The sequence below is a fragment of the Eubacterium sp. MSJ-33 genome (assembly GCF_022174665.1).
In the GTDB taxonomy this organism is placed as follows: Bacteria; Bacillota; Clostridia; order Lachnospirales; family Lachnospiraceae; genus Coprococcus_C.
Genome location: NZ_CP076562.1, coordinates 2,330,640 through 2,346,121 on the forward strand (window position 1 = coordinate 2,330,640; position 15,482 = coordinate 2,346,121).

The 15,482-nt window shown below is 39.2% G+C and carries 19 protein-coding genes and 1 pseudogene; 14 read left to right on the forward strand and 6 right to left on the reverse strand.

The window, feature by feature from the left end; translation table 11 throughout:
* The first annotated feature begins 153 nt into the window (after positions 1 to 153).
* From KP625_RS10930 to KP625_RS10945, 4 genes are all read left to right on the forward strand, one after another.
* On the forward strand, positions 154 to 336 hold the full coding sequence (locus KP625_RS10930) for a transposon-encoded TnpW family protein (protein ID WP_238297851.1): 183 nt from the start codon (positions 154 to 156) through the stop codon (positions 334 to 336).
* A gap of 58 nt (positions 337 to 394) precedes the next feature.
* Positions 395 to 733, forward strand: coding sequence for a DUF3847 domain-containing protein (locus KP625_RS10935; RefSeq protein ID WP_238297852.1), 339 nt, complete (start codon positions 395 to 397; stop codon positions 731 to 733).
* A 197-nt stretch (positions 734 to 930) separates the two neighbouring features.
* On the forward strand, positions 931 to 2,433 hold the full coding sequence (gene mobQ, locus KP625_RS10940) for a MobQ family relaxase (RefSeq protein ID WP_238297853.1): 1,503 nt from the start codon (positions 931 to 933) through the stop codon (positions 2,431 to 2,433).
* A complete protein-coding gene (locus tag KP625_RS10945; RefSeq protein WP_238297854.1) occupies positions 2,345 to 3,073 on the forward strand; it encodes a hypothetical protein in 729 nt (242 codons plus the stop codon). Before mobQ ends, KP625_RS10945 begins: the two co-directional genes overlap by 89 nt.
* 161 nt (positions 3,074 to 3,234) lie before the next feature.
* On the opposite strand, the gene KP625_RS10950 is transcribed toward KP625_RS10945, so the two are convergent.
* The 6 genes from KP625_RS10950 to KP625_RS10975 form a co-directional block, all read right to left on the reverse strand.
* Entirely contained in the window at positions 3,235 to 4,056 is an 822-nt protein-coding gene (locus KP625_RS10950) for an MBL fold metallo-hydrolase (RefSeq protein ID WP_238297856.1), read from the reverse strand.
* A 78-nt stretch (positions 4,057 to 4,134) separates the two neighbouring features.
* The gene (locus KP625_RS10955) at positions 4,135 to 4,827 is read right to left on the reverse strand and encodes a hypothetical protein (protein ID WP_118408998.1); all 693 of its coding nucleotides are present in this window, start codon (positions 4,825 to 4,827) and stop codon (positions 4,135 to 4,137) included.
* A gap of 45 nt (positions 4,828 to 4,872) precedes the next feature.
* Entirely contained in the window at positions 4,873 to 5,484 is a 612-nt protein-coding gene (locus KP625_RS10960; protein ID WP_235359923.1) for a hypothetical protein, read from the reverse strand.
* A 47-nt stretch (positions 5,485 to 5,531) separates the two neighbouring features.
* Positions 5,532 to 5,990, reverse strand: coding sequence for a VOC family protein (locus KP625_RS10965; protein WP_118408994.1), 459 nt, complete (start codon positions 5,988 to 5,990; stop codon positions 5,532 to 5,534).
* A 67-nt stretch (positions 5,991 to 6,057) separates the two neighbouring features.
* Positions 6,058 to 6,600 (reverse strand): hypothetical protein, encoded by a 543-nt coding sequence (locus KP625_RS10970; protein ID WP_238297858.1) that lies wholly within the window; start codon positions 6,598 to 6,600, stop codon positions 6,058 to 6,060.
* A 98-nt stretch (positions 6,601 to 6,698) separates the two neighbouring features.
* A complete protein-coding gene (locus KP625_RS10975) occupies positions 6,699 to 6,938 on the reverse strand; it encodes a DUF6061 family protein (protein WP_119202560.1) in 240 nt (79 codons plus the stop codon).
* A gap of 88 nt (positions 6,939 to 7,026) precedes the next feature.
* On the opposite strand from KP625_RS10975, the pseudogene KP625_RS10980 reads away from it, so the two are divergent.
* The 10 genes and pseudogenes from KP625_RS10980 to KP625_RS11025 all read left to right on the forward strand — a co-directional run.
* Positions 7,027 to 7,212 (forward strand): annotated as a pseudogene (locus KP625_RS10980) (hypothetical protein); the annotation flags it as partial.
* Positions 7,190 to 7,513 (forward strand): plasmid mobilization protein, encoded by a 324-nt coding sequence (locus tag KP625_RS10985; RefSeq protein WP_216413575.1) that lies wholly within the window; start codon positions 7,190 to 7,192, stop codon positions 7,511 to 7,513. The pseudogene KP625_RS10980 and the gene KP625_RS10985, both read left to right, overlap by 23 nt.
* Positions 7,510 to 8,664 carry an AAA family ATPase gene (locus KP625_RS10990; RefSeq protein WP_238297860.1) on the forward strand — a complete coding sequence of 385 codons (1,155 nt, stop codon included), beginning with the start codon at positions 7,510 to 7,512 and terminating at the stop codon, positions 8,662 to 8,664. The genes KP625_RS10985 and KP625_RS10990 overlap by 4 nt, the downstream gene beginning before the upstream one ends.
* Before the next feature lie 91 nt (positions 8,665 to 8,755).
* Positions 8,756 to 8,998: a complexin-2 gene (locus KP625_RS10995; protein WP_216413571.1), complete on the forward strand. Its 243-nt coding sequence runs from the start codon at positions 8,756 to 8,758 to the stop codon at positions 8,996 to 8,998.
* Positions 8,999 to 9,173: 175 nt separating this feature from the next.
* A complete protein-coding gene (locus KP625_RS11000; protein WP_005340457.1) occupies positions 9,174 to 9,401 on the forward strand; it encodes a DUF5348 domain-containing protein in 228 nt (75 codons plus the stop codon).
* Positions 9,402 to 9,743: 342 nt separating this feature from the next.
* A complete protein-coding gene (locus KP625_RS11005; RefSeq protein ID WP_216413581.1) occupies positions 9,744 to 11,240 on the forward strand; it encodes a MobA/MobL family protein in 1,497 nt (498 codons plus the stop codon).
* A gap of 10 nt (positions 11,241 to 11,250) precedes the next feature.
* The gene (locus tag KP625_RS11010; RefSeq protein ID WP_216413569.1) at positions 11,251 to 11,628 is read left to right on the forward strand and encodes a TnpV protein; all 378 of its coding nucleotides are present in this window, start codon (positions 11,251 to 11,253) and stop codon (positions 11,626 to 11,628) included.
* 118 nt (positions 11,629 to 11,746) lie between these two features.
* Complete coding sequence (locus tag KP625_RS11015; RefSeq protein WP_216413567.1) at positions 11,747 to 12,196, forward strand: hypothetical protein; 450 nt, start codon at positions 11,747 to 11,749, stop codon at positions 12,194 to 12,196.
* Between the two features lie 26 nt (positions 12,197 to 12,222).
* Positions 12,223 to 14,490, forward strand: coding sequence for a DEAD/DEAH box helicase family protein (locus tag KP625_RS11020; RefSeq protein ID WP_238297862.1), 2,268 nt, complete (start codon positions 12,223 to 12,225; stop codon positions 14,488 to 14,490).
* 73 nt (positions 14,491 to 14,563) lie between these two features.
* Entirely contained in the window at positions 14,564 to 15,016 is a 453-nt protein-coding gene (locus KP625_RS11025) for a hypothetical protein (protein WP_238297863.1), read from the forward strand.
* Positions 15,017 to 15,482 lie beyond the last annotated feature (466 nt).

Consider the following 15,482-nt stretch of genomic DNA (forward strand, 5'->3'; position numbering starts at 1 on the left):
AAGTAATCTTATTTATCGAAAAAAGATTACTTAATACCATAAGAAAGGAGCCGGATTTTATGAAGATTTGTCTTATCCGTTGTCGCAGTCCGTCAAAGATACTTTGATTATAGCAAACATATGTTCACATTTCAAGGAGGAGGTGAAATAATTATGGAGCAGACAGCAAGTAAAGAGCAGGCGATGTCCTCTTTTACCAAAAGAAAAGGACAGACCACCTATAAGGTAAATGTGTTTTTCGCAGAGAATACTACAGCTACCTTTGAGGATAAGCTTTTGCATCTGATGGCAAATGATATTGCCAACCGGAAGCAGGGTATACCGGATGCAGAGTAATTGTTGCACAAATCAATTGTTTTTAAGCTGATATTTCATCAGCAGGAAGGAGTTTTGTATGGGTAAATCAACCAAAACCTATGAAGAAAGAATCCAGGAGAAGGATTTAAGGATCGAGAAGCTGGCACAGGAACTGAAGCGTTATGAGGCACAAAAGAAGCAGCTGGAGAAACGAAAGAAGGAGGAAGAACGGAAAATCCGTACCCACCGTCTGATTGAAATTGGTGCGGCGGTGGAGTCAGTTCTTGGAAGATGTATTGAGCTGGAAGAAATCCCTAAGCTGATTGCATTTCTAAATAAGCAGGAAGCCAACGGGAAATTTTTCTCCAAAGCAATGCAAAAAGGTCCGGATACAGATATGAAAAAAGAGGAAGTTGGGGAGTCAGGAGTTTCCTGATTCCCTTCTCTTTTTAGGGAGAAGGGCGCACTTATAGACAGGCAGAGCCTGTCTATTGCGCGCGCTCTGCGAGGCTTATGGGAAGCATCTGGGTTTTAAAAGATAAACTTTCGGAACGGTCTGCTTCCCATAGGAAGAACCCCTCCGGCGTTCTTCCACATAAGAATATGCACTTTTAACGAAGGAGGATATGCACTATGTCAATTTATCATTGCAGTATCAAAATCATTAGCAGGAGTGATGGAAAATCGGCAGTTGCTTCTTCTGCCTACCGCTCCGGCGAAAAGCTCATGGATGACCGCACAGGTCTTGTTCATGACTTTACGAAAAAGCGTGGAGTTGTATTTACAGAAGTTGCACTTCCGGCACATGCTCCGCCGGAATATGCTGACCGGAATGTATTATGGAATGCGGTGGAAAAGGCAGAAAAGAAATCCAACGCACAGCTTGCGAGAGAGATAGAAGTGGCACTTCCAAAGGAGCTTTCAAGGGAATGTCAGATTGAAATTGTAAGAAGGTATGTGCAGGATAATTTTGTTTCCGTTGGCATGTGTGCCGACTGGGCATTGCATGATAAGGGTGATGGCAACCCCCATGCTCACATTATGCTGACCATGCGTGGCATCAAACCCGATGGCACATGGGCACAGAAGGAAAAGAAGATTTATGCCCTTGATGAAGACGGAAACCGCATTCCACTCATTGACCCTGCTACCGGAGAGCAGAAGCTTGGTAAACGGAATGAAAAGCTTTGGAAACGCATTACTGTAGAACCAAATGACTGGAACGAACACAGTAAAGCAGAAATCTGGAGAAAATCATGGGCAGATATCTGTAACGAATATCTGTCTTTGGAACAGCAGATTGACCACAGAAGTTACAAACGGCAGGAGCTGGATTTAGAGCCTACCATCCACGAAGGGTATCGTGCCCGCAAGATGGAGAAGGCAGGCTTTGTTTCTAATCGGTGCGAATACAACCGGATTGTAAAAGCTATCAATTCACTTAAGACAAAATGGTTACAGACAGTCCGTGAATTACAACAGACCATTATAGAGAAAGGACGTTTTTTATATGAACGAATTGCAGGATACCTTGGAGGAAATCATGAAGATTTTTTCCTCACAGGAAGAGATGCTGGACATCATGGAGGAACAGCAGAAGGAGTTGGATTTTCTTCGGAATACGATTCAGAAGCAGGACGAATTGCTGAAGAAATTGAACGAAGAGAATGCCAAGCTGTCGGCAGAGAATCAGGAATTAGCCGGACAGAATCTGCGATTGCAAACACAGAATCAGCAATTGCAGAAATTATGCAAAGAGTAAAAGAGAAAGCGAGGGAACGAGATGAACGAATCAGAAAACTTAAAGAACGAAGACGACTTGTTGAGTCTGTCGGAGACACTTATGGAGGAGAACGAAACTTACCGTCATCGGATAAATCAGTTGGAGAATCAGATACAGACGCATTTATCCGACAGGCAAAAGCTGAAATCGCAGATACAATCCATGCAATCAACTCTGGACGCAATAGCGCAAGAGAATCAGAACTTGAACGCTCATATCGCCAGATTAGCAGAGAGCGATTTGGTACTGGTGGAGAACGAGAAGTTGAAAAAGGAAAATCAGCAGGTGCTGGCAGAGAAAGAGAAGGCTCAGAGAATCTTCGCAGAAGCCGAGAAAAAGGCAGAGAACGCTAATGTTGTCTTAATGAAAGCGAAGGCATTGGAAGCTGATTTTAACAATCATATTTCCGTTGAAGCTAAGCATATCCGCAAGCAAGTAAAAGCAGATATGCAAATACAGTTACAGGAAAAGTTGCGAACGCAAACCGCTACACTTGGCGTATGGACATGGGTAATTGCTTTTATCAGCATTGTTCAAACTGGTTATATCTTTTTTGTCAACAAAGATGTAGTTGCCACCATACCTGATTGGTTTCTGAATCGTGGCAGGAATGTGATGAACATTTCAAATTTGCTTTGTAGGGTGTATCAGTGGTGCTATGAATATCTGGCTCAGTATGTCCATTCCTATGTGGCAGTTGGTATTATTGCTTTAGTGTCTGTTGGGATTGCGGCAGGTGTATTTGTACTTGCGAAAATAGCATTTGACAGGATTACAGAAAAGTGTGATGACCGATGGCAATATTACAAAAACACTGGTGTTGCAGAACTTAGAAAGGCTGTGTCCGTAGCACTTTGTGTTATCAGTGTTACATTGTCAATGTTATCTGTTTCACTGATTCCGGTAGATATTAATGTGCTAAGCTGGTGGCTTATTCTTTCGGCAGGTCTGAATTTTTTGTATCATGGCAGTTGTAAGGGCAGTTACCATTAATGCATAAAAGTACTCCCATGGGCAGATGAAATCTGCTCACGGGAGAGTAATACAAAGGCGGTTCAAACTGGAATTTTTAGTTCTATCTTGTCAAAACTCCAAAATCACTTTTGTCACCTGAAATGTGTAAATTCTTTCCTCCACAATCCTGAACATGCTATTTAAAACTCCATTGTAAGCCCCACATGAAGTTGCTCCAACATATCTGTCAATTCCTCTTTCATTATGTTATACGCTCTCTCCTTCGTACAATGACCGGTACAAACATAGCTTATTCCCGTACTTTTTATCTTTCGTGCAACCTCCCTTATTTCTGCTTCACTCTTATTGAACAGATGAAAACCACCGATTAGGCCATAGACCTTTTTATCCGGAAATGTTGCCATTACTTCCTGAATGATATTGACCGCACCGCCATGCGAACAGCAATTAATAATGACCAGCCCCTTGTCCGTATCAAGTACCAGACTTTGTTCATGCGAAAAATTATCCGGTACAAATCCTTGCGGAGTTTTCAGATACATCATTTCCCGCTTACCGATTTTCTGCAACCCCGGCGTTTTGTGTGGAATCAGATACACACCATCACACAGCCTATAATCACCGGTTGCAAATTCAATTCTGTCAGCATAATCCGTTAATATATTTCTCGGAAGCCCAATATACTTTCTGAAAAAGAATTTCTTGGCATAACAGTTTTCTTTTGCTCCTTCTCTGAGATAGAATTTTGCTTTCCTGTTTTCTTTGAAAAAGCACACCATACCGTTTGCATGATCGTAATGAGCATGGCTGAGCGTCGCATAATCCACATCCTCCATGCAAAACCCGAGTTTTTTCATATTCTCGGCAAACAAACCAGATGCCCCTGCATCGACCAATATTTTCTTATCTTCATATTCCACCAATATCGAAAGTCCCCATTCCCCTTTGATATCGCCCTGTGGAATGTTGTCCACTATGACTGTCAATTTTGTTTTTTTCATAATCATTTCCTCATCATATAAAGCTGAAAATTCAAAGTTTCCATTGCCTCATTTACATAGTCAGGCTTTTCAAAATTCTTACTTTTTGTAAATTTCAAATTTTCGTTTCCCAATGTTTTGCTTTTCTAGCCTTTCCCATTTCTCACAATTGATTTTCTGCTTTTTATCCATGCATACAGCTAAAATTGTATTTTCATGCGAAATTCTCCATAACTGTTCCAACATAGCATCCATGGAATTCTTACCTTGTTCCCATTCCACCAAATTTCCGTATGGAACATCCGTAATAATTATATCAGGCAATATTTCCGGCAAAGGCATCGTACAATCCGCTTGGAAAATCTCTGTCGATATATCATTCCCCAGCATAATGCTTAATTTATCGCAACTATCTAATGCCTCCTTATGAGATTCCTTACCATAAGAATTGTAAAGTTCCTCTATCTCTGCTTTTCTCTTTTTCAAAGCAACATCAGTAAGTAAGGATATATTTTTCTTTGCATGAGCTACCATATCTTCATCAATATCACTACCATATATTTTTCTGATATACTTATTTTGAAAATATCCAAGAATTGTAAGGGAATAGCCTCCCCCACAACAAGGGTCATATATGACTAAATCCTCTTTTTTATTCGAACGCTCCAGTGCCCGACCGTAAATTTCAAGCAACAATCGAATCGGGAAATTCGGTATTCCTTTTCCTCCATAAAGAACCCGACCACTTGCAAAATCCTGAAAATTATCATCTTTACAATATAAATATTCCATTATCTGCTTAACCTATCGCTTTCGTCCAAACTCTTGATTTCGTTTTTACACAAAAACCTTTCCATGCACCCAATTTATCACATCATCAGCCACTTCTTTGGGCGATTTCATTGATATATCCAGCAACTCGTACTTGGTATCCCCCACCTGAGTATGTTCCATAAAATAACGATTATAATCGCATGAACTATTAATCCAGTTCTCGTCCGTTATTCCTCTGCCCTCTTGCATACGTTGTCTCAAAGAATCTTCATCCGTAACTAACGCCAAACAAATAATCTCACTAAAATACCGACTGTTGTATACTTTCGGAAAACGGTCAAGGCATCCCGCCATCGTCCACAAAACCAGTGTCCCTGACTGTATAATATCCTTTGAAATATTAGCAATAATTTCAACCCATTTATTACAGGATTCCTCATCATCCCAGTTTATAAAGCCTGTGAAAATATCAGCATCCAATACTACAAAATCAACTTTTCTCCTCATAATCTCAATCGCCGTAGTAGTTTTGCCTACTCCGCTGCACCCTGTCAGAATAAGTAACGGCAAGGATTTAAACTCCCATTCCGCACCGCATTTCGGGCAACGAAGTTTATTTTCAATTATTTCTTTGTCCCATTCGTAATTCCCACAATTTGAACATATCTCAATCATCCTTACACATCTCCAACTTCAAAGTTACTTTTCCTATAAATTGAACTTTAGCGTATACAAGCATTTACGAATTTCATTGGTACATCCATTCTTTCTGCCACTTGCTCTGGTGTCATGCCACTATCCAAGAAACGTTTACAAACTACTTTTATGTTCTCGCCAACCTCAATAATATGTTTATCAGGGTCATAAATTCTAACCACTCGCTGTCCCCATGAATGTTCCTTGATAGGATGGACGTATTCCACATCATACTTTTTCAGTCTATCAGCAAATTTGTCAAAGTTATCCTCTTCAAAATATACTTCAGAACTATTACTACCGAATGAAACGTTGTCTGTACCAATAAATTCATTCCAAGTTTCAAGTGTTTGCAGTGCCAAACCACCTGTCAAAGTCTTATTTGCACCAAAATCCATAATTACATGAAGCCCCAAAACTTTTATATAAAATTCCAATGACTTATTAATATCCGTTACTACCAACATAGGGTTTTTTATTTTCATCTACTATACCTCCGTCAAATTCAAATCTTCTGTTACTTTCAATCTCTCCACAAGACTGCAAGTTAATTTACAGTTCCGTATGAGCAATTTCCGTTCCTTTCTTAAATCGATTCTTCAAGGGCAGATAGTATATCAACATCATGAAAAGCGGTTGCTGCCACGACAAGCCTATGACACACCCAATCAGTTTTATGTTCGCAGACAAAATGCCGACTATAAAGGCAAGAACAGAAGAAACAATAATTAACCATTTGGTAAATATTATCTCAGATTCCGTAACTATGTCTTGCTTTCTGATTGTTGTTACCCTAAGCAATATTGCGAAAATCAGAATAAATATCGTCGCAAACAATACAGCTGAGCCTATCACAAGAAAAATCGTCAATCCGTTTACTCCCGCAACTGTAAGGTTAGCTAATGGTGTAAAATCAGAACCGTCAATATTTATGTTGTCCACATATTTGATTAAATTTTTGCCCAACATTACATTATATATTTCTCTTATATATCCTATTGAAAATATCCAATTAAGTATTGATGCTGCAACCAGCAGAACTCGTCTGACTAAACCTCTGCCCATTGTAATTCCCCCACTAACTTCAAATTTCACTTCCTATTGTACCACGCACATCTCTTACATTCCACTTATATTTTTGTAAAGATTTTGAAAAAGGCGGACTGCTAATCTATAGCAATCCGCCCGAAAAATTACCACACTTCTAAACTATCTTCTGCATCAATCCAAGCTTGCATTTCTCCATCCAACACTAAGCGTGCATACTCCATAGGTTCATCAATCGCAAGAGCATTTAATGCGCACTGTGAATTTGGTGTGATCTTCAATCCTTCCTCCGCCTTACTACAATCTATGCGAAGAAGCATATTATCAAAAGTGGTTATATCTATACTATTGCAGTACTGGTTATATGTAGCATATATAAGTTTCATAGCTTTTCGTCCTTTCGTTTTTATTACAGATAAGCCGGTTGTATTGGTAAATTGTTGTGTGTCCTAGAATTATCCTTTAGAACATGATACACATGTATCGTTATTGATCAATATGGGATTTACGGTATTGGCAATTGCAGACCGAATGGGACATGAGAGTATTGATATCACTTACCGATATGCGCATCTGTTTCCAAGTGAGCAGACACAGATGGCAGAACAACTGGATATTGAAAGGATGGAAAAATCAAATGGAGAAAAATCTGGACAGTAAAGGAAGATGGAGAAACAAAATCGTAGCATTCCGGGTATCACCGGAAGAAGCAGAGCAGATTGATGCATGTGTCCGATTGTCAGGACTTAGCAAGCAGGACTATATCACAAAACGATTAACTGATCGGGAAATTGTGGTACAGGGGAACCCAAGAGTGTATAAAGCATTGCGAAATCAGATGGCAGAGATTTATGAAGAACTGAAACGTCTGGAAAAATGCAGTGAAGAAAATGAAGAGTTGTTAAGTATCCTGAGATTGGTTGCAGAGACATTGCATGGATTGAAAGGGGAAAATGAATGACAGCAAAAGAAAAAATGACTGCTCCGATTGCATCTGTTGGCGCAGATGTGGAACAGCCATTAGAAAATTTAAAAACCAACCAAAGTATAGCAGATTTGCCCGGTAAGGGCAATCTGCAAGCCACAAATAAAGCGGAAAATACAGCAAAATCAGCAAATAAAAAGAATCCAGATAATCTGGAAACCGTTTCTATGATGGAATTATACGATACTGCATATCCACCAAAACTGCCAATTGTAGATGGACTTTTGTATAACGGAACGTATCTGTTTGTCGGTTCGCCGAAAATCGGGAAATCATTTTTTATGGCACAGATCGGGTATCACATCAGCAAAGGACTTCCATTGTGGGGCTTTTCAGTCAGACAGGGAACGGTTCTTTATCTGGCACTAGAAGATGATTATGCAAGATTGCAGAAGCGATTATCGCAGATGTTTGGAATGGAAGGCAGTGAGAATTTTTATTTCGCTACAAAATCCAAATCGCTTAATGACGGACTGGAAAGACAGCTTGTAACGTTTGTGACGGAGCATAAAGATGCAAGATTGATTATCATTGATACTCTTCAGAAGGTTCGAGAGGTCGGTGGAGATAAATTCAGTTATGCCAGCGATTACGAGATTGTAACAAAGCTGAAAGCATTCAGTGATAAATATGGTATCTGTTTTCTGGTTGTGCATCATACAAGGAAAATGGAATCTTCCGACAGTTTTGATATGATTTCCGGCACGAATGGTCTGCTGGGAGCTGCGGATGGAGCGTTTGTTATGCAGAAAGAAAAGCGTACAGATAATAAAGCAGTTCTGGAAGTGGCAGGGCGTGACCAGCAGGATCAGAAACTATGGTTGAACTTTAACCGGGAGAGATGTGTCTGGGAACTTACCAAGACAGAAACAGAACTTTGGAAAGAACCAGAAGATCCATTATTGGAAAAAATCAAAGAACTTGTGACAGAAGCTACGCCAGAGTGGGTAGGAACAGCAACAGAGCTTGTGGAAGTATTGCAGGTGGAAATGCAGCCGAACGCGTTATCACGAAAATTAAATGTCAGCCTGGAACGACTGATTCTGGAATATGGAATCCAGTATAAAACAGAGCGGGGACACGACGGAAGAAAAATTAGATTAACATTTGTCGGAAAACAAGCGTGACGATATGTGACGGTTGTGACGGTATTTTCTATAGCGTGACGGTAGTGAAAATATCGTCACTATCGTCACGACCGTCACGGAAAGGAGAAACATGGAAAGAAAATCACAGGTACAGATACCCAAAGGTTTATTACTGGCATTGTTCCAGTATCATCTTGCCGGGAACGAGGAATATCTGCCGGAGATAGAAAAAGCATTGATGGAAAAATTAGACAGTATGGTAAAACGTCAGTTATATACAACATTCAAAACAGCACCAACCGAAGAAGAACGGGAAAAGGCAAGACAAGAGTATTTGGATAAGTGCGGAATGCATGAGGACTTTCGATGGTAAAGGTTCTGCTTGATTACCTAATGACAGGAGCGTGGCACGCACCTGTAGATAGCAGACAAGGAGAAAGCAGGAAAGGTGCAGTCGGGAGTTGGCTGGCGAAGTAAGGAGATTTCCAAAAGGGGGCCCTGATTCAGGGCGTCCCTGCGGAAATGATAAATGAGGGGAGAATGACACCATGAGAGAAGGAAGATTAGGTTACAACAGTTATAACAAGAGATATGGCTTGTTATCATCTGACTTATGGATTGATACAGGATTTCACTGCGGAGAATGCCTGGAAGTATTAGTAGATGATCAATGGGTAAAAACCAGAATGGAAATGAATTTGGCGAGGGAATGGTATTTGGTTGGAACACCGTATTGCGGAGATCTGGAGTATGTACGGGCTAGGATACCGGAATAAAGCAGACAGAAAGAGTAATAGTCGGTTTGTTGTTCGTAAAAAAATAAGCCTGGATACGGGCAGAAAAAGAGGGCGGATACGCCCAAAATGAAAAGCGAAAGCCAAGTTGTGGTAGATGTAAGAAGCATCTCACAAAGCCCTCGGCGTTTGAGAGCGAAATACACCCATCGCACAAACTTCGTTTATGCTCTGTGTATTTCGCCCTGCCGGGAGCTATTGTAGCCGGAAACGGCAATAAGTTCGTAAACGGATGCCGATGCATCCACTCACAAATAATATGGCGGAATTTATTTTGCCGAAGACAAGGAGGGAGTGCCTATCGGAAGAAATTCATTTATTCAAATGACAAAACTAAGCAATGTTAAAGGCAGAATCACTTATGTATCCAGTCATGCAAAACAGGAAAATCTCTATGCAGTTTATGAAACCACAGAACGGAAATTTTGGCGGGAACTTGCAAAATGTAATCAGGAAGAATTTAAAAAAAGCGGAACAGAAGGAAAATGTATTGAGGCAAGAGAATTGATCATTGCTTTGCCAGAGAGCTTTACAGAATATCAGCCGGATAGATTGCTACAGCTTTTTACAAATCATTTTAAACAAAATTACGGAGCGGAGTGTATTGCTGCTCTGCACCACAATAAAAGAAAGACCAATTATCACATTCATCTGATATTTGCAGAACGGAAGTTATTAGATGAACCAATCATCAAGATTGCCAGTAGAAATATGTTTTATGATGAAAATGGAAAACATGTCCGAACAAAGAAAGAGGTATTAGGAGAAGATGGCGAGATCCGAGAAGGCTGCAGTATTGTGAAGAAAGGTGAAGTATATGAGAAGAAGCTGTTTACAGCGAAAGATGAACGCTTCAAGAGTAATTCATTTCTGGATGAGGTAAAGCATTCTTATACAGACTTAATCAATATTTATGTGCAGGACGAGAGCCAGAAGTTGCAAGTATTTGAACGTGGCAGTGTTTATCTTGCAACAAAGAAAATCGGGAAAAATAATCCGAAGGCACAGGAAATAGAAGCAGATAACCAAAAACGCCGGGAATGGAACAGAGCTGTTGATATGGCATTAATTAGTGGAGTGCCGGAACCGAAGATAATGGAAGTGAAGCGGAAAGAAATCACGGAGCCAATCAGGGAATCAATTGCAAGGCGTGGAAACAGACCACGATTATTTTCCAGAGTTGTAACAGTGGCGGTCGAGGCATTGGAGTTTTTGATAGCAAGTGTGTTGTTTAAGAAACCCAGGGAAGTGCCAAAACAGACAGAGCAAACGGAAATTGAACACCAAGAGCATGTTGCTGAAAATAGCATGGCAGCAGTCAAGACAACAAAAGAAGAAAAGGTAGAACCGGAACAACCTAAAATGACGAGGCTTGCATTAAAGTATCCGAAACTATTTAAAGTGAATAAAGAACTGGAAGATCAAAACGGTGCAATTCAACAGAAACAAAAACAGCTTTCTGCAAAGAAGAAAGAACTGTCAGAGGTCACGGGATGGTTTAAAGGAAGAAAGAAAAAAGAATTGCAGAAAGAAATTGATGAACTGAAAAGTCAGATCAGAGATATGAAAGATTACCTTCCAAGGATTGTACAGAAAATCGGATATAGAAGTGTACAGGAATTTTTAAAAGATTTTAAGGATTCTCAATCTGAGTATAGCCAATATCGAACTGCAATAGAAAAATGGAAGAAAGAAACAGGAAAAGAGCCAGTAGCACATGGTATTAGGGCGAAGCTGGCTGAAAAGAAACAAGAAATACAGAATGAAAAGAAAAATAAACAGCATACCCGTAGTCAGAACAAAGATCGGGGAGCAAGATAGGAGGACAATCATGAAGAAACACATTATGGGAGAAAATGGAATCAGTTATACTTTAGGAGAGGACGGTCTGTATTATCCAGACCTGTATCTCCCGGAAGAGACAGAATATCCGATTGGAAAGTATGGAATGCTGAGAAAGTCATATTTGCAGGAGCATCGGAAGGGATTATATCTGGAGTTGGTACTTGCCGGGAAGTTAAATAAACATCTGCACCAGACAGACGAGGAGTGCTATGAGATGATGGAACGCTTGATAGAGCAGATGAAAGAAAGGCAGGGAGTGACGGAACAGTTGAAAGCGGAGAATCAGATGTTGTGGGTGAGGATGTGTAATAATATCCGACATTGTGCAGAGGAAGTAGTGCTGAAAGAAATTGTATATGCGTAGATTAGAGGGCGGTCAGTTGACTGCCCTATTTACGATTTTATGGCGTATTATAATGGAATCATGGAAATGTATGTGGTAAACTATTTATGTATTTATTACAATTTTGAGGAGGGTTGTCATGGAAAAAGAAGAAAAATCAAGTTCTATTGAGCAACAAATGGCAGAGCAGGTAATTTTTCAGAAGGTAAATGACTGGTTGGGCGTAGAGCTGGTAGAAAATGCGAAAATCTTTGTAGGCAATACATTTATGCAACCCGATTTTTATTCTAAAGCGGATGGGATAATTGGAGAAATTTTTGCACATATTGGAAAACCCAAGAAAGCTCAGGATAATAAGATTTCAAATGATATTCTGAAAATGCTTCTCCTTGAAAAAATTGAGGGAAAGATATACAGAAAAATTATTGTAGTATGTGATGAAGATGAGATGAAAAAATTAAAAGGTACATCTGTTCTTGCGGAATGTATCAGACAATTCGATATTGAAGTGAAAATGATAGAGATAGAGACTGATTTACGAGATACCTTGATTGAAGCACAGAAAAGGCAACGAATGGTAAATGCGTAAAATATAATAAAATCTGGAGGGTATGAATGATGGAAAAAGATTACATAGAAGTAAAGTCATTTGGAAAAGTGTTTCCCAAAAAGGGAGCAAATGCGAGAATACCATATGAACATCAAAAATGTGCAATGGGAAATCTCGATATTATGAATAAAAATGCGAAGTACAGCACTATGATTGTACTTCCTACTGGTGGAGGAAAAACGTACACAGCTTCTATGTGGCTTTTAAGAAATGCACTGGATCAGAAAAAGAAAATATTGTGGATTGCACATCGTCAGATGTTACTTGACCAAGCAGCAGAATCTTTTCAGAAGTTTGCGTATTCAGAGGTAATACCGCATATTCCGTCCTTCCAGTACAGGATTGTATCTGGTGCATCTACGCATGATAGAACCATTGATATTCAACCCACGGACAATTTGTTGATTATGAGTAAGGACAGCATAGGCAGAAATTTACAGTGCTTAGATGCATGGCTCAAGGGCGAAAAGGAAATCTTTTTAATTGTAGACGAAGCACACCATTCTACTGCCAAAACTTATCGCAAAGTAATTGATTATGTAAAAACAAAGGTATTAAATGTAAAATTGATTGGACTGACAGCTACACCATTCCGTACTGCTGATGGGGAACAGGGCCTTTTGGCAAAAATTTATGAGGACGGTTTACAAGGAGGAAAGGCGGTTCATGGAAATATAGGTATTACATATCAGATAGGGTTAAAAGAGTTGATAAATCGACGCATTTTATCAAAACCTATTTTTGAAAGTTATTACACAGATGAAATGTATGGAGAATCATTAGGTTTGAATGGTTGGGAGAGTATCCAACGATTAGACGTATTGCCTGAAGACGTAGCAGGACAAATGGCAGATAGTGCAGCACGAAACAAACTGATTGTCCAGACATACAAGGCAAAAGAGAAAGAGTATGGACAGACGATAGTATTTGCAATCAATGTAGTTCATGCAATTCATCTAAGTTCGTTGTTTAATAAAGAGGGCATAAAGTCGGAGTTCATTGTGTCTGATGTAAAGGATTCTGTGACAGGAGTGAGAATCAGCAGAGAAGAAAACGAAAGAAAAATAGAAGAATATAGGGCAGGAAGAGTAAAAGTACTTGTGAATGTAAATATTTTGACAGAGGGAGTGGACTTACCACAGACTAAAACAGTATTTTTAGCAAGACCAACTGTTTCTACAATCCTTATGACACAGATGATAGGAAGGGCACTTAGAGGAGAAGCTGCTGGTGGAACTTCTTCAGCATACATCGTTTCTTTTGTAGATAGTTGGAATGAACATATTGCATGGGTAAATCCAGACAGTCTGTTCAGTGGAAATAATGAATTTACAGATAATCCAACAGAGCATATGAAGCATGAATTACGCATGATAGCGATTTCTAAAATAGAGGAGTTTGCTTCTGTACTTGACGATTCTGTAGATACCACAGTATTAGAAAAAGTACCATTTGTACAAAGAATTCCGATTGGAATGTATGCGTTTGCCTATTTAGAAGAAAATGGAGTGGATTCTTCCTATCAAGTAATGGTATATGACAGTACGAAAAAATCATATGAAGAATTGATGAAAGGCTTACCAAGTCTGTTCCAAAGTTTTCAGTGTGAAGAGGAATATCCGGCAGAAGAATTGCTTGAAGAAATGGCAGAGCAATGTAGAAACACGTTTTTCTTAGGCGAAATGATACCACCATATGAAGAAAAAGATGTGATACGAATTTTGAAATATTATGCCCAGTACGAAACTTCGCCACAGTTCTATTCATTTGATGATATAGACAGAAGCAAGTTAGATGTTGCTGCGATTGCAAAACATATTTGGGATGAGGATATGGGGCAGAGACAGAAAACAGAATATGTAAATGCCTTATGGGAAAATAGTGATGATAATTTGTTAAAATTGTTTTTTGGACGAAAATTGTATTTCTGGAGACAACTGGATATAGAGTTAACAAAACTGTCTAATCCGCATATTTATGACGAAGAAGAAAACGTGCAGCGAGGTATTAGAAAGCTGGAGGATTTACCATTGTTCGAGATTGGAAAGGTAAATCCGGAACTGGAAAAAAATCTTCGGGATACAGCATTTGCTAAATCAGAAGATACAGATGGAAATTATACCTGTGCCTGTTGTGGAGCAAAAGGCAAAGACCGTATTTTCTTTCAGGTAGACCATGTGATACCGATGAATAAAGGTGGAAAAACTGTGGCAGAGAATTTGCAGATACTTTGTAGACAATGCAATGGGTTGAAGGGGGATAAAATTGATTGAGCTATATTATGATTCATTTGATCTTGCTTGTATCATACATAGTCTAGATATGGGAACTAAGACAGCGAGTATCATGTTGGAAAAAATTTGGAAAGAAGATAATCAATATTTAAGTCCATTCTATCGGACAAATTTGCGTCAGTTATATTTAGATGTGCATTATTGGACAGATTATTTATGTGACAAGCCAGTAATAGATAAGGAGTTTCCGGCGGTTCAGAAAGATTTTCGCTCTTTTGGTAAAGACGTGGAAGAAGCTGCTTTCATTACAGATTATTTTGATATTGATTTGTTTTTTAAGATGAAACGTGTGCAGATTCTTTATTTGGACGGACAATATTATGTGAGAATGAAGCTGCGGACATTATTGAAAGCATATGGATATAAACGCCGGACACAAGAGTTATTAAAATATCTCAGGGAGTGTATGATGTTTTACCATATGCAGACATATCTTCGTGGAAAAGAAGAATGTGATATTGGGGAGATTGGACTTGATGAAATGATAACGATTCGGGTGATTTAAGACTTTTCATTCATAAATCCTGAAATTATTTGAGCCTTTAGGATTAGCCTTGACAGTATCTATGAAAAGAGTTTAATATAATATTCGTGGCAACAAATTGGCAACAGAAAATCAGCGAGCCAAAATAATATATGCAACAGAAATAAAATAACGGCAAAAAAGACATAGAACTTAAACAAATATATTTAAGAATATCTTTGGACTTGCCGAGTTTGAGTGATAACAAGCCAAACATGACATAAGTAAATACAGCATCTGCGAAGCAGATGTCACACAAGAAAAGGATGAACTATCATGCTTGCATGATGGTTCATCCTTTTCTTGTGTGTAAACATTTGGCTGATCAGCCGGATGCTGTATTTATTAATGGAAGTACCTGGCAACAACATACAGCGAGATGAAGCGAAGCGGAATCGAGCTGAGGAGGGAGAAAAATAGGTATAGCGCAGGTGGTAAGATGAGGGGC

Excerpts from the sequence above, each read along its gene's own strand:
- KP625_RS10930 (WP_238297851.1), top strand. The coding sequence starts at position 154 with ATGGAGCAGACAGCAAGTAAAGAGCAGGCGATGTCCTCTTTTACCAAA.
- KP625_RS10935 (WP_238297852.1), top strand. The coding sequence starts at position 395 with ATGGGTAAATCAACCAAAACCTATGAAGAAAGAATCCAGGAGAAGGAT.
- mobQ (WP_238297853.1), top strand. The coding sequence starts at position 931 with ATGTCAATTTATCATTGCAGTATCAAAATCATTAGCAGGAGTGATGGA.
- KP625_RS10950 (WP_238297856.1), bottom strand. The coding sequence starts at position 4,056 with ATGAAAAAAACAAAATTGACAGTCATAGTGGACAACATTCCACAGGGC.
- KP625_RS10955 (WP_118408998.1), bottom strand. The coding sequence starts at position 4,827 with ATGGAATATTTATATTGTAAAGATGATAATTTTCAGGATTTTGCAAGT.
- KP625_RS10960 (WP_235359923.1), bottom strand. The coding sequence starts at position 5,484 with ATGATTGAGATATGTTCAAATTGTGGGAATTACGAATGGGACAAAGAA.
- KP625_RS10965 (WP_118408994.1), bottom strand. The coding sequence starts at position 5,990 with ATGAAAATAAAAAACCCTATGTTGGTAGTAACGGATATTAATAAGTCA.
- KP625_RS10975 (WP_119202560.1), bottom strand. The coding sequence starts at position 6,938 with ATGAAACTTATATATGCTACATATAACCAGTACTGCAATAGTATAGAT.
- KP625_RS10985 (WP_216413575.1), top strand. The coding sequence starts at position 7,190 with ATGGAGAAAAATCTGGACAGTAAAGGAAGATGGAGAAACAAAATCGTA.
- KP625_RS10990 (WP_238297860.1), top strand. The coding sequence starts at position 7,510 with ATGACAGCAAAAGAAAAAATGACTGCTCCGATTGCATCTGTTGGCGCA.
- KP625_RS10995 (WP_216413571.1), top strand. The coding sequence starts at position 8,756 with ATGGAAAGAAAATCACAGGTACAGATACCCAAAGGTTTATTACTGGCA.
- KP625_RS11000 (WP_005340457.1), top strand. The coding sequence starts at position 9,174 with ATGAGAGAAGGAAGATTAGGTTACAACAGTTATAACAAGAGATATGGC.
- KP625_RS11005 (WP_216413581.1), top strand. The coding sequence starts at position 9,744 with ATGACAAAACTAAGCAATGTTAAAGGCAGAATCACTTATGTATCCAGT.
- KP625_RS11010 (WP_216413569.1), top strand. The coding sequence starts at position 11,251 with ATGAAGAAACACATTATGGGAGAAAATGGAATCAGTTATACTTTAGGA.
- KP625_RS11015 (WP_216413567.1), top strand. The coding sequence starts at position 11,747 with ATGGAAAAAGAAGAAAAATCAAGTTCTATTGAGCAACAAATGGCAGAG.
- KP625_RS11020 (WP_238297862.1), top strand. The coding sequence starts at position 12,223 with ATGATGGAAAAAGATTACATAGAAGTAAAGTCATTTGGAAAAGTGTTT.
- KP625_RS11025 (WP_238297863.1), top strand. The coding sequence starts at position 14,564 with ATGTTGGAAAAAATTTGGAAAGAAGATAATCAATATTTAAGTCCATTC.